Annotated in this window: 19 protein-coding genes; 11 read left to right on the forward strand and 8 right to left on the reverse strand. The window is 66.7% G+C overall.

Annotation, left to right across the window (positions count from 1 at the left end; genetic code table 11):
* Positions 1 to 3 precede the first annotated feature (3 nt).
* Together GII31_RS01710 and GII31_RS01715 are read right to left on the reverse strand one after the other, a co-directional pair.
* Positions 4 to 246: a hypothetical protein gene (locus tag GII31_RS01710; protein WP_213246220.1), complete on the reverse strand. Its 243-nt coding sequence runs from the start codon at positions 244 to 246 to the stop codon at positions 4 to 6.
* Positions 243 to 779 carry a carboxymuconolactone decarboxylase family protein gene (locus GII31_RS01715; protein ID WP_213246222.1) on the reverse strand — a complete coding sequence of 179 codons (537 nt, stop codon included), beginning with the start codon at positions 777 to 779 and terminating at the stop codon, positions 243 to 245. Before GII31_RS01715 ends, GII31_RS01710 begins: the two co-directional genes overlap by 4 nt.
* 201 nt (positions 780 to 980) lie before the next feature.
* On the opposite strand from GII31_RS01715, the gene GII31_RS01720 reads away from it, so the two are divergent.
* Positions 981 to 1,397 (forward strand): DUF4189 domain-containing protein, encoded by a 417-nt coding sequence (locus tag GII31_RS01720; RefSeq protein ID WP_213246224.1) that lies wholly within the window; start codon positions 981 to 983, stop codon positions 1,395 to 1,397.
* Between the two features lie 62 nt (positions 1,398 to 1,459).
* A complete protein-coding gene (locus tag GII31_RS01725; protein WP_213246226.1) occupies positions 1,460 to 1,942 on the forward strand; it encodes a MaoC family dehydratase in 483 nt (160 codons plus the stop codon).
* A gap of 206 nt (positions 1,943 to 2,148) precedes the next feature.
* Here GII31_RS01725 and GII31_RS01730 read toward each other — a convergent pair whose 3' ends face one another.
* From GII31_RS01730 to ramB, 3 genes are all read right to left on the reverse strand, one after another.
* Entirely contained in the window at positions 2,149 to 3,591 is a 1,443-nt protein-coding gene (locus tag GII31_RS01730) for a lipase family protein (RefSeq protein WP_213246228.1), read from the reverse strand.
* Positions 3,592 to 3,817: 226 nt separating this feature from the next.
* Complete coding sequence (locus GII31_RS01735; RefSeq protein WP_213246230.1) at positions 3,818 to 5,260, reverse strand: lipase family protein; 1,443 nt, start codon at positions 5,258 to 5,260, stop codon at positions 3,818 to 3,820.
* 141 nt (positions 5,261 to 5,401) lie between these two features.
* Positions 5,402 to 6,883 carry an acetate metabolism transcriptional regulator RamB gene (gene ramB / locus GII31_RS01740; RefSeq protein ID WP_246222060.1) on the reverse strand — a complete coding sequence of 494 codons (1,482 nt, stop codon included), beginning with the start codon at positions 6,881 to 6,883 and terminating at the stop codon, positions 5,402 to 5,404.
* Between the two features lie 443 nt (positions 6,884 to 7,326).
* Here ramB and aceA point away from each other — a divergent pair, with 443 nt between their 5' ends.
* The 3 genes from aceA (at position 7,327) to GII31_RS01755 (ending at position 10,551) form a co-directional block, all read left to right on the forward strand.
* A complete protein-coding gene (gene aceA, locus GII31_RS01745; RefSeq protein ID WP_213246238.1) occupies positions 7,327 to 8,619 on the forward strand; it encodes an isocitrate lyase in 1,293 nt (430 codons plus the stop codon).
* Positions 8,620 to 8,820: 201 nt separating this feature from the next.
* The gene (locus GII31_RS01750) at positions 8,821 to 9,711 is read left to right on the forward strand and encodes a 3-hydroxybutyryl-CoA dehydrogenase (RefSeq protein ID WP_213246240.1); all 891 of its coding nucleotides are present in this window, start codon (positions 8,821 to 8,823) and stop codon (positions 9,709 to 9,711) included.
* A 165-nt stretch (positions 9,712 to 9,876) separates the two neighbouring features.
* Positions 9,877 to 10,551, forward strand: coding sequence for a heparin-binding hemagglutinin (locus GII31_RS01755; RefSeq protein WP_213246242.1), 675 nt, complete (start codon positions 9,877 to 9,879; stop codon positions 10,549 to 10,551).
* Between the two features lie 87 nt (positions 10,552 to 10,638).
* Here the strand turns inward: GII31_RS01755 and GII31_RS01760 are convergent, their stop codons facing one another.
* Together GII31_RS01760 and GII31_RS01765 are read right to left on the reverse strand one after the other, a co-directional pair.
* The gene (locus tag GII31_RS01760) at positions 10,639 to 11,502 is read right to left on the reverse strand and encodes a polyphosphate kinase 2 family protein (protein ID WP_213246244.1); all 864 of its coding nucleotides are present in this window, start codon (positions 11,500 to 11,502) and stop codon (positions 10,639 to 10,641) included.
* Between the two features lie 82 nt (positions 11,503 to 11,584).
* Positions 11,585 to 12,517: a TetR/AcrR family transcriptional regulator gene (locus GII31_RS01765; RefSeq protein WP_213246246.1), complete on the reverse strand. Its 933-nt coding sequence runs from the start codon at positions 12,515 to 12,517 to the stop codon at positions 11,585 to 11,587.
* A gap of 37 nt (positions 12,518 to 12,554) precedes the next feature.
* Between GII31_RS01765 and GII31_RS01770 the strand changes: the two genes are divergently transcribed.
* From GII31_RS01770 to GII31_RS01790, 5 genes are all read left to right on the forward strand, one after another.
* Complete coding sequence (locus GII31_RS01770; RefSeq protein WP_213246248.1) at positions 12,555 to 13,871, forward strand: DUF445 domain-containing protein; 1,317 nt, start codon at positions 12,555 to 12,557, stop codon at positions 13,869 to 13,871.
* A gap of 196 nt (positions 13,872 to 14,067) precedes the next feature.
* Positions 14,068 to 14,532 carry a helix-turn-helix domain-containing protein gene (locus GII31_RS01775; RefSeq protein WP_213249707.1) on the forward strand — a complete coding sequence of 155 codons (465 nt, stop codon included), beginning with the start codon at positions 14,068 to 14,070 and terminating at the stop codon, positions 14,530 to 14,532.
* Positions 14,529 to 15,623, forward strand: coding sequence for a heparin-binding hemagglutinin (locus GII31_RS01780; protein ID WP_260840243.1), 1,095 nt, complete (start codon positions 14,529 to 14,531; stop codon positions 15,621 to 15,623). The genes GII31_RS01775 and GII31_RS01780 overlap by 4 nt, the downstream gene beginning before the upstream one ends.
* A 42-nt stretch (positions 15,624 to 15,665) precedes the next feature.
* Complete coding sequence (locus tag GII31_RS01785; protein WP_213246252.1) at positions 15,666 to 15,977, forward strand: DUF2516 family protein; 312 nt, start codon at positions 15,666 to 15,668, stop codon at positions 15,975 to 15,977.
* Between the two features lie 65 nt (positions 15,978 to 16,042).
* Positions 16,043 to 16,885 (forward strand): MerR family transcriptional regulator, encoded by an 843-nt coding sequence (locus GII31_RS01790; protein ID WP_246222061.1) that lies wholly within the window; start codon positions 16,043 to 16,045, stop codon positions 16,883 to 16,885.
* A gap of 191 nt (positions 16,886 to 17,076) precedes the next feature.
* Here the strand turns inward: GII31_RS01790 and GII31_RS01795 are convergent, their stop codons facing one another.
* Positions 17,077 to 18,141, reverse strand: coding sequence for a UDP-N-acetylmuramate dehydrogenase (locus GII31_RS01795; RefSeq protein ID WP_213246254.1), 1,065 nt, complete (start codon positions 18,139 to 18,141; stop codon positions 17,077 to 17,079).
* 46 nt (positions 18,142 to 18,187) lie between these two features.
* On the opposite strand from GII31_RS01795, the gene GII31_RS01800 reads away from it, so the two are divergent.
* A complete protein-coding gene (locus GII31_RS01800; protein WP_213246256.1) occupies positions 18,188 to 18,685 on the forward strand; it encodes a DUF2505 domain-containing protein in 498 nt (165 codons plus the stop codon).
* Positions 18,686 to 18,720: the final 35 nt, after the last annotated feature.

Here is an 18,720-nt window from a genome sequence, read left to right on the forward strand (position 1 = left end):
TTGTCATCCTCCGAATTTCGACAGACCGGTCACAGCGACGGCCGGCCACCGGTCCGTGACATCTGTGCCGGACCGGGCCGCCGCACCCAATCCGGCCGGCGCGTCGGCGCGGTGCGGACAGCGGTGTGCGCGTAGCGGCCTGCCCGCCTTGCCGCGGGTCATGATCCGGCCGTCACCGTCCAGGGCGATCGCGTGATCGCCGACCGGAATCCACTGCGGGGAGGCGGTGTCCGCGGCCGGACTCATCGACGCGTATCCCGCTGGATGCGCAGCGTCCCGATGGTGGTGGCCAGGGAATCGTATTGCCCCACAAGGAGCGTGAACGCGATCAGCCGCGACTCGTCGAGGTGCCGGACCAGCGCCGACCAGGCCGCGTCATCGATGTCATGGGTGCCGACCAACTGATCGACGGCCCGCAGCATCGAGCGTTCGCGGTCGCCCCAACCGGCGTCGGCGCCCTCGAGGATGTCGGCGAACTCGGCCTCGGTGATGCCTGCCCGAGCGCCGAGCCGGCGGTGGTGGTCGAGCTCGTAGTCGCAGCCGCGGAGATGGGCCACGCGGATGATGATCATCTCGGTGTCCTTGCGGGACAGCTTGCCGAAGGGCATCATCCGTGAACTGAAGTACAGCCATCCGCGGAACAGGCCCTTGGAGCGGCCCAGCGTCGAGAAGATCCTGGCGTCGTCGACGCCGATGACCCGGGCCGCCGCCTGTGAGAACGCCCAGTTGAACGGCCCGAGTTGCCAGAAGCCGCCCGGTGGGATGCGAGGTGTGCTCATGGGGGTCACCGTAGCCGACGGTGGTGATGTGAACCCGCCGCCGACGCGGCCCCCGGGCGACTCATACCCCCGACGTTCGCGCCCCGGACGACGACCGGGTGACAGCCCGACGTCGGATGCGGGAGCGGCCCGACGCCGATGGGCAATCGTGGTGCCGGCAGCTACGATGGACAAGTCATGTGTCGGCCGAAGGGATCACAGATGAGCGCAGTGCGAAACGGACGTGCCGCCAGGTTCGGGGCCGGCTTGGCCGCCGCGGCTCTGGTGACCGGCGGGCTGCTGTGGGCTCCCGCCCAGGCGGACGCCGCGAACGGTCCGTACGGGGCCATCGCCTATTCGGGACAGACCAAGCGGTACGGAGTGGCCACCGGAAAATCGACGGCGAAGAAGGCGTCGAAGTCGGCCAAGAGCAAGTGTGCGAACCTCGGCGCGACCGACTGCAAAGTTATCGCCCGGATGAATGACGACTGTGCCGCGGTGGCCGTCAACCCCTTTTCCGGGGTGACGACCTCGGCGAACGCGGGCAATATCCTCGCCGCCCAGCGTGCGGCGCGAGAAGGCACCGCCAACGGGCAGATCGTCGCCTCCGGCTGCGCCACATCCAAAGACCCGTTCTGAGCCGGCTATGGCTGACCACACCCGTCGCGGATGGGGGTGACACGGGCCACTAGTCTTGGATCATGACTGATTCCGAACCGAGAGTTTTCACCCCGAGAGTTTTCACCTCCGTCGATGAGCTGCGCGCCGCCATCGGGACCGACCTCGGGTCGGGTGACTGGCTGGAGATCACGCAGGAGCGGGTCAACGCCTTCGCCGACGCCACAGGTGACCATCAGTGGATCCACGTCGATGTCGAGCGCGCCAAGGACGGACCGTTCGGTGCGACCATCGCCCACGGATACCTCACCTTGTCGCTGCTCCCGGTGATCGCCGGCGGCATCTTTGTGGTCGAGGGCCCCAAGATGGTCATCAACTACGGCGCCAACAAGGTGCGTTTCCCGCACCCGGTTCCGGTCGGCTCCCGCATCCGCGCCAACGCCGTCATCACCTCGGTGGACGAGACCAAGGCCGGGGTGAACGTGGTGGTCACCAACACCGTCGAGATCGAGGGTGTGGAGAAGCCCGCGCTCGTCTCGGAGAACATCCGACTGCTCGTGTACTGAGCCACCTGTTCTCGGCTCCTCGGCCGGGGTGCGAGGTCGGTTGGTGGCGGGGCTCCGAGCTTGGTGCGCCGACGTTGTCGGCTTGCGGGGTTTCGAGGCTCGTCGCTTGCGCTCCTCGCACCTCAACCGGCTGAGGGGTGTGTTGGGTGGTTCGGGGTTTGTCGCTCGGGCTCCTCGTACCTCAGCCGGCTGAGGGGGTGTGTTGGTCAGCAACCGCTGTGGGCGGGTTTGCCTTTGAGTCGGGCGTCGAGCCAGGTCATGGCCGCCGGGTAGCCGGTGGCCACGGCGATGACGTGTTCGCCGAAGACCTCGCGGTAGGTGGCGTCGGCGCCGAGCCGGCATTGATCGCGATAGAGATCGCGGGCGCCGGCGGCGGGGATCCAGAACTCCTGGGCCCCGTTGAAGATGTACAGCGGCACGGCCGATCTCATTCCGTGCATCTTGGTCACCCGGTAGATGTGCCGGGCAGTGGCCGAGTGGAACGGATCGGGGTCGTTGGTCATGAGCTGTGCGGGCCAGAAGGTGCCGCCGGCCAGCATCGCAGGGATCGAGCACACGTTCTTGAGTGGTGAGGTCGCCAACCATTGCGCGACATGGTTGGTCATGGGCAACAACTCGGTGCGCTCACGGGCGATCCCGAACAGCGCGGCATGGAACAGGCCGGTGGCGAGATTGGCGTTCATGCTGCCCGCCAGCATCTGGAAATCGGCGGGCACCCCGCCGAGCGCCGCCCCCACCAGCCGCGAGGTGAGTTCGGGTGCGTAGGTTTTGGCCAACAACGCCGCGCCCTTGGTGGCGATGGCGCCGCCGGAGTAGCCGAACATGCCGATTCGGCTGTGGCCGAACGCATCCGCGTCATACGTGGAGACGGCGCGGATCGAGTCGAGGATGATGTGCCCGGCCACGGTCGGTTCGGCGTAGGCCATCCGTGGCCCCTGGTGGTCGGGGATCAGCACCGTGTACCCACGGTCGAGCGCGAGTTGTGTTGTGGGCGGAACATAGTCGGTCGGATTGGTGGCGGCGCTGATGCCGCCGGCCAACGTGACGCCCGGTGTGCACGCCGCACCCAGGGCATCGATGGGAATGTTGTTGACGACGATCGGGCGCGGACCACGACCCGTCCACGCCTTGCGCGGCACCAGGACCGTCGCCGTACCGAACGACGGCCGGCCCGTCGCGTCCCTGGTCGCGAACTTGACCTGCCGCGCCGACCGGATCGGCATGATGGCCTCCTGCGTCGCGGTGCGGGTGATGTCGCGGGAGGCGATCAATCGGCCGGGTTTCATCGTGGCCAATGCCGGTGACCAGCGATCGAAGAACGGGTCGCCGGTGGGGGTCGGAAGGGTGGCCTCGCGCAACTCCTGCACCCGGTGGCCGAATCCCGGTGCCACGGCGCGCTGCGGAATGGTTGTCAGCCTCGGATACGGGGGCGCGGGGATGGTGCCGTCGATCGCGCGCGGGATCTGTTCCGGTATCCCCATCACGGTGAACGGTTCGGCCGTGGCAGGGCCGGTGGCCGTGCCCGCGAGCACACCCACGACAAGCGCTGCGACAACGGCTGATCCAGCGCGGCGCCGACGGACGGGACCGCCGGTCGATCGCCGATGCCGCCGGCCCGGCGGACCTCCCACTGCGAAGCGAACCACCATACGGGCAGAGCTTACGACGAGCTGTCGGCACCGTCCGGTGAATGCGTGTCGTCCAACCGATGGAAATTGCCGGGTGAGCCGTTCAGCGGCGCGATGACCTGTGCGTATGGTCAACGGGCCCCACTCCCGGCGGGAAGGCGGACGACATGAATCTGATGCGAGGCAAGTCGGTGGCGGACGCACCATCGTGTGGGGCTGTACGACGCGGCCACGATACTGACGCGCCTCAACCGGTGTGGCGGGGGCAGTCGTTCGGGGCCGGTTTCCCGCGCAGGCGGTCGTCGAGCCAGGTGATCGCGTCGGGGTAGCCGGTCACCGTGGCCAGGAAGTGCTCACCCGGAACCTCGCGGTAGGTGACATCGGCGCCAAGCCGGCATTGTTCGGCGAACAGATCACGGGTGCCGGCGGGCGGGATCCAGAATTCCTGCGCGCCCTGGTAGACGTACAGCGGTACCACCGACTTCTTGTCGGCCATCTTGGTGATCGCGTAGATGTGCTCGGCGACAGGTGAATTGAACGGGTCGTTGTCGTTGGACAGCAGCTGCGCGGGCAGGAAGGTGAGCCCGCCCAGAATGCCCCAGGTCGCGCAGCCGTCCTTGAGTGGCGAGGTGACCAGCCACTGCGCCGCGTTGTTGGCCAGAGTGAGCAGTTCAGGACGTTCGCGGGCCAGCCCGAACATCGCCTCGTGGAACAGGCCGGTCGCCAGGTTGGCGTTCATACTGGCGGTCAGGATCCGGTAGTCGGCGGGTACCCCGCCCATCGCGGCCCCCACGAGGCGGGGTGCGATGTCGGGCGCGTACTCGCCGGCGAGCCGGGTGGCCCCGTTGGTGGCGATCGCGCCGCCGGAATAGCCGGTCATCGCCACCTTTGATTCGCCGAAGGATTGTCTGTCGTAGTCAGATACGGCTCTGACGGAGTCCAGGACGATGTGTCCGGCGGTGGTGGGTTCGGCGTAGGCCATCCGCGGTCCCTGATGATCAGGGACGATCACCGCATATCCGCGGTGCAAGGCCAGCTGGGTGGTCGGCGGAAAGAAGTCGCTGGTGTTGGTGTCACCGCTGAAACCATGGGCGAGGGTGTAACCCGAGGTGCACTTGGTGCCCATCGAATCGATCGGCAGATTGTTGATCAGGATCGGGCGCGAACCGCGGCCGGTCCAGCGGGTGCGGGGTGTGATGACCGTGGCGGTGCCGAAGGACGGTTGGCCCAGGGCGTCGGTGCTCACGAACTTGAGCTGGCGCGCGGACTGGATGGGTACCGTCACCAGCGGGGCCGCGACCGCGGTGACATCACGGGACCGCAGAACGGTGCCCGGCTTCTTGCCCTTCAGATTCGTCGGCCACACGTCGAAGAACGCGTCACCGACCGGTGACGGCAGGATCGCCGCCCGCAGTTCCAGCACGCTGTGCGGATAGCCGGGTGCCTTCGCCCGGTCGGGAATCGTGGTCAGTCGTGGGTAGGGTGCGGGCGGGATCACCGAATCGATCGTCTCGGTGACCTGCTCGGGTACCGGGCGCATGTTGGGCGGAACCGCGGAAACGGTGGTGGCCGCCGATGTCCACAGCGCCGACGCCGCCAGGATCACTCCGGCAGTCTGCACGAACCCCAACCGCACGAACCCCGACCGCACGAACCCACATCGTGGAAACCGTGCCGAGCTACGGCGCATACGGCCTCCTATCCCTGTGGAGCCACGTGAGAGAGCGAAGTGGTGTGAGGTCGAACGCTATTGGCTCGCATCGGGGTAGGCGGCCGAAACGCCCGATCGGTTACAAAGCTGTGACGCTGAGCGTCAGGCCGGCCCGTGTACTCAGCTCATGTACGGGGAGACGCTGCTGCGGTGTTCGTGCACACGCAGCGTCGAGCCGAGTGGCGGGAACGCGCGCTGGGTGCAGTTGACGCGTTCGCAGACGCGGCAGCCGGCCCCGATCGGGGTGATGCTGGCCTGCGGACCGATCTCCAGGCCGTCGGAGTAGATGACACGGCCGGCGTGCCGCAGTTCGCATCCCAGTCCGATCGCGAACGTCTTGCCGGGCTGGCCGTAGCGGGTTGCGCGGCGTTCCACGGTGCGCGAGACCCAGAAGTAGTCACGGCCGTCGGGCATCTCGGCGATCTGGGTGAGGATCTTGCCGGGGGAGGCGAACGTCTCGTACACCGCCCACAGCGGGCAGGTACCGCCGCTGGACGAGAAGTGAAAGCCGGTGGCCGACTGACGTTTGGACATATTTCCCGCGCGGTCGACGCGGACGAACGAGAACGGGATGCCGCGCAGATTTGGGCGCTGCAAGGTGGAGAGCCGATGGCAGATCGTCTCGAACGAGACCGCGTAGAACGACGACAGGCGTTCGATGTCGTAGCGGAAATCCTCTGCTGCGCCGTGAAATTGGCTGTAGGGGAGAATTGCTGCGGCGGCGAAGTAGCTGGCGAGTCCGGTCAGTGCGAGCGCTCGAGAGGTGTTGTCGGAGAAGGTGCCTTCGCGGACGAGGCCGCCCAGGAGATCGCCGAACTCGAGGTAGGCCAGTTCGGCGGCGAGCCGGAAGGTGCGCTGGCCCGCGGACAGCGCGTTGGAGATGTCGAGTCTGCGGGTCTCGGGATCGAAGTGGTGCAGTACGTGATCCCCCATGTCGACGCGGGTGACGATCGCGACGCCGTGCACATCGCTCAGCCGCTGGGCGATCCCGCGGCGGATGTCGGCCGAATGCATGCGCATCCGGGTGGTCATCTCCTCGGCGGCCATGTCGAGCTCGTGGATGTAGTTGCGGCGCTGATAGAAGTAGTCGCGCACCTCCTCGTGGGGTGCGGTGATGGAGCCGCGCATGCTGCGGTCGCCGCGTTCGTCGGTGGCGGCGGCGAGCTGGTCGGTGGCGATGCGGTAGCGCCGGTGCAGGTTCACCATCGCCTGGGCCATCGCCGGATGTGAGGCGACCAGGCCGCTGATGGCCTGGGCGTCGGTGGCCTCGGCGGGCGCGTCGACGTCGTCGTCGAAGAGCGCCTCGCGCAGTTCGGCGATCAACCGCATGTCGTCCTGGGCGTCGAAGAAGCCGTCGTCGATACCGAATCGTTCTGTGATCTTGGCGAGCACCTTGGCGGTCATCGGCCGGGCGTCGTGCTCGATCTGGTTGAGGTAGGACGGCGAGATGCCGAGCGCCGCGGCCAGCGCGACCTGCGAGAGCCCCTGTTCGGATCGGAGCCGCCGCAGGCGTGCGCCCACGAACGGCCGGGGTGTCGTGGTCCGGCCGATCCCGCTCGCGGCGGGTGCCCGGTGTGTCCGGGACGGCTGTGTCCGGGGCATCGCGCGTCAGCCCCGTCCCGGTGCGGATGGATCCGGCCGCGGGCCGTCGGCGGGTGAACCGCCGGATACCCAAGCGTGATTCTGCTCACACGATGGGTGAGCGGCACACGGAATAGGGGTTACCCGCCGGTAAGAAGTGGGCCCGGAGTGTGCCGGAGTGCACGTCACCAAAATCCCAGTACGCGCGTACTTTTTTGTTGTCACAGCCGTCGGTTTCACATCTAAAGCTTCGCAAATTTTGCAAAATTCCGCATGATTGTGGCTCGGATTCACATCCTCTAGGGGTTTGACCTGCGGGTTTTTGTTATGGCAACCTCGGTTCAGACACCACCGGCGCCTCACCGAAGATTCGCAAATCGAACGGACAGTGCGGCGTCGACCGTCTCCTCAGGCAAGCGGCTCGCGAGAGCCGATCGCAGGACATTGAGAAAGCGAAGTAGGCAATGAGCAACGTCGGAAAGCCCCGCACAGCCGCCGAAATCCAGCAGGATTGGGACACCAACCCCCGCTGGAAGGGCATCACCCGTGACTACACCGCCGAGCAGGTCGCAGAACTGCAGGGCAACGTCATCGAGGAGCACACCCTCGCTCGCCGCGGCGCCGAGATCCTCTGGGAGGGTGTCACCAAGGGCGACGACAGCTACATCAATGCTCTGGGTGCCCTCACCGGCAACATGGCCGTGCAGCAGGTTCGCGCCGGCCTGAAGGCCATCTACCTCTCCGGCTGGCAGGTCGCCGGCGACGCCAACCTCTCGGGCCACACCTACCCCGACCAGTCGCTGTACCCGGCCAACTCGGTCCCCAGCGTCGTCCAGCGCATCAACAACGCTCTCCTGCGTGCCGACGAGATCGCCCGCGTCGAGGGTGACACCTCGGTCGACAACTGGGTCGTGCCGATCGTGGCCGACGGCGAAGCCGGCTTCGGTGGCGCACTCAACGTCTACGAGCTGCAGAAGGCCATGATCAAGGCCGGCGCCGCCGGTACCCACTGGGAAGATCAGCTCGCCTCGGAGAAGAAGTGCGGCCATCTCGGTGGCAAGGTGCTCATCCCCACCCAGCAGCACATCCGCACCCTGACCTCGGCCCGTCTGGCCGCCGATGTCGCCAACACCCCCACCGTGGTCGTCGCCCGCACCGACGCGGAGGCCGCCACCCTGCTGACCTCCGATGTGGACGAGCGCGACCGTCCGTTCCTCGACGGCACCCGCACCTCCGAGGGCTTCTACGGCATCAAGAACGGCATCGAGCCCTGCATCGCCCGTGCGAAGGCATACGCTCCCTACGCCGACCTGATCTGGATGGAGACCGGCAAGCCCGACCTGGAGCTGGCCCGCAAGTTCGCCGAGGCCGTCAAGTCGGAGTTCCCCGACCAGCTCCTGGCCTACAACTGCTCGCCTTCCTTCAACTGGAAGCAGCACCTGGACGACGACACCATCGCCAAGTTCCAGAACGAGCTCGGCGCGATGGGCTTCAAGTTCCAGTTCATCACCCTGGCCGGCTTCCACGCCCTCAACTACTCGATGTTCGATCTGGCCTACGGCTACGCCCGCAACCAGATGAGCGCCTACGTCGATCTGCAGGAGCGCGAGTTCGCCGCCGAGGAGCGCGGGTACACCGCCACCAAGCACCAGCGTGAGGTCGGTGCAGGCTACTTCGACCGCATCGCCACCACCGTGGACCCCAACACCTCGACCGCCGCGCTCAAGGGCTCGACCGAAGAGGGCCAGTTCCACTAGGAACCGGCGACCAGAACTGCCGACGTCGCGTCGAGGTCGAATGCCTACCGATTGCGACGTGACGCCCAGCCGACAGCGCCGGGGTGGGCGGGAGCTTCCCGCCCACCCCGGCGCTGTCATATCCGCCGCCGTCCCGGCGGCCGGTGCGGGCATTCCCGTCTCGTCCGCCGGCACCGAATTGTCTTGTAGCGAGGAGTCACCGTGACACCCCAGGCGATCAGCAGGGTCGGCGTGATCGGGGCCGGCCAGATGGGTGCCGGTATCGCCGAGGTTTGCGTGCGCGCGGGCACCGACGTGCTGGTATACGAGAAGACGCCCGAACTCGCCGCCGCCGGTCGGATGAGAATTCTCGATTCGCTGGGCCGGGGGGTATCCAGCGGCAAACTCACCGAGCGCGAACGTGATCAGGCCTCATGCCGGTTGACGTTCAGCTGTGATCTGGGCGATTTCGCCGACAGACAACTCGTCATCGAGGCGGTGGTGGAGGACGAGGGCGTCAAGACCGCCCTGTTCGCCGAACTCGACGCCACCGTGGCCGATCCCGAGGCCGTGCTCGCCTCGAGCTCGTCGTCCATCCCGATTCTCAAGCTGGGCATGGCCACCGCCGCCCCGGGCCGTGTGATCGGCATGCACTTCTTCCACCCGGTGCCGATGCTGCCGCTCGTCGAATTGGTGGGCACGATGCGCACCTCGGTGCAAACGCGCTCTCGCGCAGAGAGTTTCGCCCACGACGTGCTCGGCAAACAGGTGGTGCATTCCGACGACCGCTCCGGATACATCGTCAACGCACTGCTCGTGCCGTACTTGCTGTCGGCAATTCGTATGACCGAGAGCGGATTTGCTTCCGTCGAGGACATCGACAAAGGTATGACGCTCGGTTGTGCGCATCCGCTGGGGCCGTTGAAACTGGCCGATCTCGTGGGCCTGGACACGGTCAAGGCGATTGCCGAGAAGATGTACGAGGAGTTTCGGGAGCCGCTGTACGCGCCGCCGCCGCTACTGGTGCGCATGGTCGACGCGGGCCATCTGGGCAAGAAGTCCGGCCGTGGGTTCTATGGCTATGGCGTGGGACCCGTCGGTGCGGCACGGTGAAGTCAGCCACATTGCTAGCAGAGCGCTTGCATTTGCTAGCAAAGCGGGCATACATTGGGGATGTCGGAAAAGCACCCACCCGCCCATCCCGCCACTTCGGTAGAGCGCACGAGTATCTGACCCGTGAGTTGAAGGGCATAGGGTAGAGAATCAAAGGAGTTCGACATGACCACTCTCGCCAATCCCCTCTACGCCGTCGTCGGTGCGGGCGACCTCGCTCTCGCCCAGTTCAACGAGGTCGTCGCGTCGCTGCGTGAGCGCACCGAAGCCGCAGGCGAAGACGCCCAGGCCCGCTTCGAGAAGGCCAAGACCCGCTTCGCCGAGCTGCCCGACGAGGTTCCGGCGGGCCTCGAGGAGCTCAAGGGCAAGTTCACCGCGGACGAGGTCAAGGGGCAGGTCGATGCCTACGTCGCGCTGGCCACCTCGGTGTACAACGGTCTGGCCGAGCGTGGCGTCGAGGCCCTCGATCGCCTGCGTACCCAGCCGCTGGTCGCCGAGAACATCGAGCGCGCCGAGAAGGTCTACAACGACGCCGTCGACCTGACCGAGGACGCCCTCGGTGTGGTCTCCACCCAGACCCGCGCCGTCGGTGAGCGCGCCGCCAAGCTGGCCGGCACCGTGAGTGGCAAGACCGTCGACGCCGCCGTGGCCGTCGAAGAGGCCGCCGAGGATGTCGCCGAGCGCCTGGAGGAGGCCGCTGTGGCAATCGAGGACGCCGGCGCCAAGGTCAAGGCCGACGCCGACGAGGTCGCCGACGAGGTCGCCGCCGCCAAGACCCCCGCCAAGAAGGCTCCGGCCAAGAAGGCTCCGGTCAAGAAGGCCGGCCCCGCCGTCAAGTAAGACCGCCAAACATTCAAGCGCCCCTGTGGTTCTCGTGACCACAGGGGCGCTTCATGTTGTCGTGCGCACTTTTTCGAAGACCGGACCTCAGTCCATGGCGGCCACCCGTGCGCGTTCGGCCTCGACATCGAAATCAGCCTCGGGCCAGTCGAGTTCAAGCTTCTCCAGGGCGTCGATGAGCAGTTCGCAGACCGCCAGGCGGGCGAACCACTTCTTGTTGGCTGGAATCAGATGCCAGGGCGCGGCGTCCTGATCGGTCTTGTCGAAGATCGCCTGATACGCCTGCAGGTAGTCGTCCCAGAATCCGCGCTCGTCGATGTCGCCCGGATTGTATTTCCAGTACTTGTCGGGCCTGTCGAGCCGCTCGGTCAACCGCACCCTCTGCTCGTCCTTGGACACCACCAGGGCGCACTTGATGATGGTGGTGCCCGATTCGATGAGCTCTCGCTCGAACCGGTTGATCAACTCGTAGCGACCCGACCATTCGGATTCGGGCACCAGATTGTGCACGCGCACCGGGAGCACATCCTCGTAGTGCGAGCGGTCGAAGATGCCGATGCGGCCGGCCGGGGGCAGCGCCCGGTGAATGCGCCACAGAAAGTCGTGTTCGAGTTCCTCGGCGGTCGGTTTACCGAACCCCTTGATCGCCAGTCCCTGCGGGTCGAGCAGGCCGCCCACATGTCGCACGATGCCGCCCTTGCCCGCGGTGTCCATGCCCTGCAACACCAGCAGCACCGACCGGTTGTCGCCCGCCCGCCCGTTCGCGTAGAGCAGTTCCTGCAGGTCGGCCAGAACCTCCCCGCGTTCGGCGAGCAGTGTTTCGCCGAACGCCTTGTCGCCGTCGAAACCGGGAGTCGACTCCGCGTCGAACTCGGCGATCGGTCCCGTCGCGGTGACCCGAAGCGCCTCTACTGCGGGTTCGTTCCATCCTGGCTTGCGGTGTCGTGACATGTGCATCCCTTCATGTACCGGAATCGATTCTGCTCTCAGGTTCTACCCGCAGACGTGCCGGAGACGCCTCGGCGGGAGCCGCTCACGAGGACGGGGCGGTGGGAATGGCGGGCAGGCCCGGCGGGGCGGCCAGGAACTTCGCACGCGATCCACCCACGGCGACGATCCCCACGATCGAACTCCACACGAACATCGTCAGGTAGTCGACGATCTCCTCTGTGGTTCGGGTCTCTGTGGTTCGGGTCTCTGCGGTTCCGGTGCGCTCGGTCATCCACCAGTCGACCGACCGGGTGACCGACCCGACCAGAGCGTGCGCCCACACCCCGACGCCGGAGGTGTCGGCGGCGCGTTCGGTCAGCCGCGCCGTGATCAGGACGGTGAGCAGTTCGGTGACCAGCTTCTCCGAGTCGGCGCTGATCATCGTGTCGCCGGACTGCGAGGTGAGGGTGAACCGGTATAGGTTCGGTTCGTCGGCGACCGCGCTGACGTACACCTCGATCACCGCTCTGGTCTGCGAGAACTCGTCGGGTTCGGAAAAGTTCTCGGGGTCTGTGGCATTTCCCGTCGCTTCGCTCGCCCCGGTGACATCCCCCGTCGCTTCGCTCGCCCCGGTGACATCCCCCGTCGCTTCGCTCGCCCCGGCGAGCGCCGCGGCCAGCCTGGGCAGGATGATCGATTCGAAGAACCGCGCGGCCATCGCCAGCCGAAGGTCGTTCTTGTCGGTGAAATATCGGTACAGCACGGTCTTGGACACACCCACATGACCGGCGATGTCATCCATGCCGACCTCGGCGCCGAGTTCGCGGATCGCGTCGATCGCGCCGTCGGTCAGTGCCGTGCGCCGGTCGACCCGATGCTGCTCCCAGCGCAGTTTGCGGCCGTCGGTATCGGCGCCCCGTTCGCCCCGGCCGTCGGCGATGGTAGCCGCCAGCGCCTGCTCGATGCCCCGCGTGAGTGCCCCGGCCGCGGATACTGCTGCGCGGGCCGCCGCTGCTGGACTGGGACGGGTGGCCACGTGGCAAGCTTAGACTCCCGTGCGTAAGACTGGACGAATGCGGCCTGTACAGGATGTTCGCCCGGCGCCACCGTCGACGTCGTTTTCCTTCGGTGACAGCACTGCCGACGAACAGCGCCGGCGGGATCTGACGAAGATGAAGATCATCGCGACGAGCTGCCTGGTCGTCGCCGCCGTCATCTACCTGTTCACCCGGTACCTCGAACACCGCGACGGCCAGGACGTCGCGTCCTGGGTGGGCTATGTGCGCGCGGCGTCGGAGGCCGGGATGGTGGGTGCGCTCGCCGACTGGTTCGCGGTGACCGCCCTGTTCCGGCATCCGCTGGGCCTGCCGATCCCGCACACCGCGCTGATCCGCAAGAAGAAGGACGACATCGGGGACCAACTCGGCGGGTTCATCGAGGACAACTTCATGACACCCGCGGTGATCGAGGATCGGGCGTACACGATGGAGCTGCCGCGGCGGCTGTCGACCTGGGTGGCCGACCCCGCCAACTCCCAGCGGATCTCCGACGAGGTGGCCCGGGGGTTCTCCCTGGCATCGGAGATGTTGCGCGACGAGGACGTGGAACGGCTGATCACCCACGCCATCAGATGGGCCGGCGAACCGCAGTGGGCGGCGCCGCTGGGCCGCGTGCTGGAACAGCTGATCGCCGAGGACCGGCTGGAGCCGGTGTTCCAGTTGGCCTGCGACAGGGCACACGACTGGGCGCTGGGCAGTCAGGGACTGATCGACCGGATCGTCGACGAGGACGTGGGTCCGGCATGGAAGCCGAAGTTCGTCAACACCCTGCTGGGCGACCGGATCTACCGGGAACTGGTCGACTTCACCTACAAGGTGCGGGCCGATCCCGGGCATCAGGTCCGGCGGTCGATGCACACCTTCGTCCGCGGATTCGCCGACGACCTCCAGCACGATCCCGAGATGATCGCCCGGTTCGAGACCATCAAGAACGAGCTGCTCGGCCGCGACGAGGTGGGCAACGCGGCATCGACGGCGTGGAAGACCGGCAAGGCGGTCATCGAGCAGATGCTCGACGATCCGAACAGCACCCTGCGGAACTCGCTGGCCGAGGCCGTCGTCCAGCTGGGTGTGCGGGTCCGCGACGATCGGCCGCTGCAGGAAAAGATGAACGGCTGGGTGGCGCGTTCGGCCAAACACGTCGCCGAGAACTACTCGCGCGAGATCATCTCGGTGATCACCGAAACCGTTCGCGGCTGGGACGCCGAGGAGACCAGTCGCAAGATCGAACTCCAGGTGGGCAGGGACCTGCAGTTCATCCGGATCAACGGCACCGTGGTCGGGTCGCTGGCCGGGCTCGCGATCTACACGGTGTCGGTGCTGATCTTCTGATCCGGGAACAGGTGCGGCCGAGTGTGATCGGGTAGGGGGATGACGGAGTCGTTGAGCCACGTCACCGCTGCTTGCATTTGCTAGCACTCCTGCGGATACTGGAGCGTGCGATGAGAAAGCGAGCGTGAGGGCAGTGGCAACGGACGACCCGGCCATCTCGGCGGACGACAGCGGCGACACCGCCGACGGATGTGTTCTGCCGCCCGCCGACGGTACGTCCGGTCCGGTCGATGCCGTCGCGCACGCCGCCCAGGACGCCGTCAGCCACGCCGCCCAGGACATCGGCACCTTCATCCGTTCCCAGCGGGTCGCCGCCCAGGTATCGCTGCGGCAGCTCGCCGAACGCGCCGGGGTGTCCAACCCGTACCTGAGCCAGATCGAACGCGGCCTGCGCAAGCCGTCGGCCGACGTACTAGCGCAGATCGCCAAAGGGCTGAGGTTGTCCGCGGAGGTGCTCTACGTCCGTGCCGGAATCCTGGAGGAGCGCCCGGCCAGTCCGGTCCGCGACGCACTGATCGCCGACGACGCGATCAGCGAGCGGCAGAAGCAGATGCTGCTGGAGATCTACGAATCATTCCGCAAGGAGAACGCCGAAACAGCGCAGACCGAACTCGCATCGCGGGAGACACAACCCGACCTACGAGGAAGAGACACCCCATGACCGACAATCGACTGACCGCCGCCTTCGGTCAGGTGGCCGACATCGTTGAACAACTGCGCGACAGAGGCGAGGCCGTCGGCGAGCAGGTCGCCGACCGGCTCTCGTCCGGTGTCGAGGACGCGAAGGGAAACGCACAGACCCGGCTCGAAGCGGCGCAGGCAGCCTTCGATGATGCGGTGTCCCAGGCGCTGGCCCGCTTCGACAAGGCCAAGGACAAACTGTCGGTGGAACTGCCCGAGGAGTTGGAGGACCTGCGCGCCAGGTTCTCGCCCGAGGAACTGCGCAAGGTCGCCGAAGCCTATCTCGGTGTGGCCACGGCCATCCTCAAGGCGCTGCAGGAACGTGCCGCGACGCTGGGGCTACCGGTACCGGCGGGCGACGAGACCGCCGCCGCGACGGGCCCCGACAAGCCGCAGGTGCGCAGGTCCGCACCGGTGAAGAAGCCGGGTTCGGTGAAGAAGCCGGTGGCGGCGCAGGAGCCCGCCCCGGCGAAGGGATCGGTTCCGGTCACGTCCACCGCCGCGAAGAAGGCGACCCCGGTGAAGTCTGCCCCGGTTAAATCGGCCCCGGCGCGCAAGGCCGCTGCCGTGAAGAAGGCGGCACCGGCGACGAAGACGACACCGGCGAAGAAGACGGCACCGGCGACGAAGACGGCACCGGCGAAGAAGACCGCACCGGCGAAGAAGACCACAGAGGGGGCCAGGACGGCGGCCGCCAAGAAGACGGTGGCCAAGAAGACGCCCAGCAAGACGGTGCCCAGCAAGACGGTGCCAAGCAACACCACGGCCGCGACGACGACCACTGCGGCCAAGAAGACTGTGGTCAAGAAGGCGGCGGTCAAGAAGGCGGCGGTCAAGAAGGCGGCGGTCAAGAACACAGCGGTCAAGAGGACTGCGGCCAAGAAGACGCCTGCGAGCAGCACTGCGGCCGCAACGGCCGCAGGCGCCAAGAAGGCGGCTGCGGCGAAGAAGACCGCCGGCGCCCAGAAGGCCACGCCGGTGAAGAAGACAACCGCCACTTCCACGTCGGCCACCACCAAGGCCACTGCCGCGGCACGTAGATCCACGCAGGCCAAGAAGGCGGCGGAGTAGCGTTCGCGCGGTGTCCGCGTCCGGACACCCTAGAGTGGAACCGTGACTATCGCATCGTTCCTCGACTACGGCCGCAATCTCGTTCTGCTGGTGATCACCGTCGCCGCCGGGCTCGGCGCGGCTCTGGCGCTGGTGCACGCCGCGCTGCAGCGCCCCGACGCGTTCCCCGCCGTCGACCGTCAGAGCAAGGTGTTCTGGGTGTCGATCCTGGCCGCGGCCACCCTGTTCATCTGGTTGTTCGGTGCCATCGGGATGCTCGGACTGATCGGGGTCGTGGCGATGCTCGTCTATCTCGTCGATGTGCGGCCCCGGGTCGATGCCATTCAGGGCAAGTCCTGGTTCAGCAAGCGGTAATCCGCCCCCGAACGCGGGTGTCGGGGGATATACGGAGTGGTCGACGGAAAGGCGAGGTGCGCGCGGTGCCCGAGTATCGGATCAACGATCTGGCGAAGAAAGCGGATGTGAGCGTCCGCAACATTCGCGTCTATCAGGATCGCGGTCTGCTGCCCTCGCCGACGATTCGTGGCCGGACCGGCTGGTACTCCGACGAACATCTCGTCCGGCTGCAACTGATCTCGCGGATGCTCGAACGCGGCTACACCTTCGCTACCATCAGCGAGTTGCTGCACGCCGCCCACCACGGGATGCGGGTGGAACAGGTCTTGCGGGCCACGCCCAAGTCGGGTCGTTTTCGCAACTTCAAACGAGCCGCCACCATCACGATCACCGAATTGCGCAACAGCCTCGGCGCCAGCGACCGGACCATCGCGCTCAGCCAGAAGCTGGGTCTGCTGACCAAGGACGGCGCGCACTATGCCATCCGCAACCCCGAGGTGCTTGAAGGGGCCGAGGCGCTGGTCAAGAGAGGTATCGAGATCGACGTGCTGCTCGATCGCTGGGTGCGCGTGCAGGACGATCTCGCCGACGTCGCCAAGAGCTTCGTCTCCATCATCACCGACAAGTACGTCAACGAGAACCTGCCCAATCTCGGCGACAAGGCGGTCAGCGAGATGGCGGAACTGATTCAGACCGTCCGGCCGATGGCACACGACATCGTCGAGACCACCTTCCGCAAGGCTCTCGACGAACAGATCTCCAAGGCCATCGGCGAGGCATCGACCTACTTCGATGTGTCGCAGGTGCAGGTCGATGACGCCGACGAACGATCCGCCGGGAACATCGATGCGGAGGCGAGGGCACGCGGGGACGCGGCGGTCGGGGACACCGGGACGGCCGCCGAATCGGACACCGCGTCAACATAACGCCGGGACAAGGTCCACACAATGCCAGGACAATGATGTGGAGATGATGGGGAACCGAGTGATCCGCCGGCGCGGAGCAACCGCGCTCACGGGTGCGATGGGACGGTGGGTGTGACGGCAGGCATCGGCCTGCTCGTCGGCACGATGTTCCGTGACGTGCCGTGGTTGCCGTCGTGACCGCTGGGCCGATGTCAGAGCCGGCAGCCCACGAGGACCGGCTCGGGGTGCAGGTCGACGCCGAAGGTATCGAACACGCCGGCCCGGACCTCGCGGGCGAGCTCCAGGAGTTCCTCCGTAGTGGCCGATCCGCGATTGGTCAGCGCCAGAGTGTGTTTCGTCGACAGCCGGGCGGCGCTGTCGTCGCCCGGGTAGCCCTTGGCGAAACCTGCGCGTTCGATCAGCCAGCCCGCGGACAGCTTCACCGTGCCGTCGGGTGCCGGGTATTGCGGGATGGTGACCTCCTGGCCGACCCGGGCGACGATCCGGTTCAGGATCTGCGGAAGTTTCGCGGTGTCGATGATGGGGTTGGTGAAAAAGGAACCGGCGCTCCAGGTGTCGTGGTCGTCGGGATCGAGGACCATGCCCTTGCCCGCGCGCAACGACAACACGGTGGTTCGGACGTCGGCCGCGTCGGCGTGCCCGCCGGCGTCGACGCCGAGCGCGGCGAACAACTCCCGGTAGCGCAGCGGCCGGCTGGTGCGGTCGGGGCTCAGCCAGAATGACACCGAGATAACCACTTTGTCGTCACGATACTTGAGAATGCTGCTGCGGTAACCGAGTTCGAGGTCGGCGGGGTGCAGGGTGCGGACGGTACGCGTGCGGCGGTCGTAGACGTCGACCGAGCGCAGGACATCGGCCACCTCCACCCCGTAGGCGCCGACATTCTGCACCGGGGTCGCACCGGTGGAACCGGGGATCCCGGACAGGCATTCGAGCCCGCCGAATCCGTTCTCGATGGTCGCCGCGACCAGCGCATCCCATTCCAGGCCCGCGTCGGCGGCAACGAACGGGGTGCCCGACTCCTCCCCGAATTCGAATCCGGAACTCTGGATGACCACCGCGGTACCGGCAAAACCGTCGTCGCCGATCACCAGGTTGGAGCCGCCGCCGACGATCAGTATCGGGGTGTGCGCGCCGTCGAGCGCACCCAGCGTGGCCACGAGCGAGTCGGTGTCGGCGCAGCGCACCACAGACCGGGCCGGGCCACCCAGACGCAGTGTGGTCAGCCCGGACAGGAGCAGCGAGGTATCGGTCACGAGATATCAGCGTAGTGACCGGTGGCCGGGCGGTACGGTTGCGGCCATGGCCAGCAGGTTCGAATATTCCGTCGCATACCCTTTCTCCACCGGTCGACTGTGGGAACTCGTCTCCGCCGAGAACTACTGGGCCGATCTGATCCGGGCGATCAACGGAGACCGCGGCAGCCTGGACGAGTTCGCCCGCGACGGTGATGCGGTCACCGTAGTGATGACCCAGTGCATCCCCGAGGCCGCGTTGCCCTCGATCGTGACCAAGGTCCGGCCGGGCGACCTGAAGATCCCGCGACGTCTGGACCTCACCTACGCCGGCGGCACGATCATCGGAAACGCCACCGCCGGCGTGTCGGGGGTGTCCGCGAGTATCACCGCCACCCAGACCACGTCGGGGGAGCAGGCCTCGACGCTGTACCGCGGCGAGATCAAGGTCGGCGTACCGCTTGTCGGCGGCAAGATCGAGAAGATCCTCCAGGGCGAGCTGGTGTCGCTGTTCGACGCCGAACGGGACACGACCGTCGACTGGGAACGCGCGAACGGTCAGTAGATCGGGTACGGGGCGAGCGAAGCGACGGGAAGTGA

The organism is Gordonia pseudamarae (assembly GCF_025273675.1).
GTDB lineage: Bacteria > Actinomycetota > Actinomycetes > Mycobacteriales > Mycobacteriaceae > Gordonia > Gordonia pseudamarae.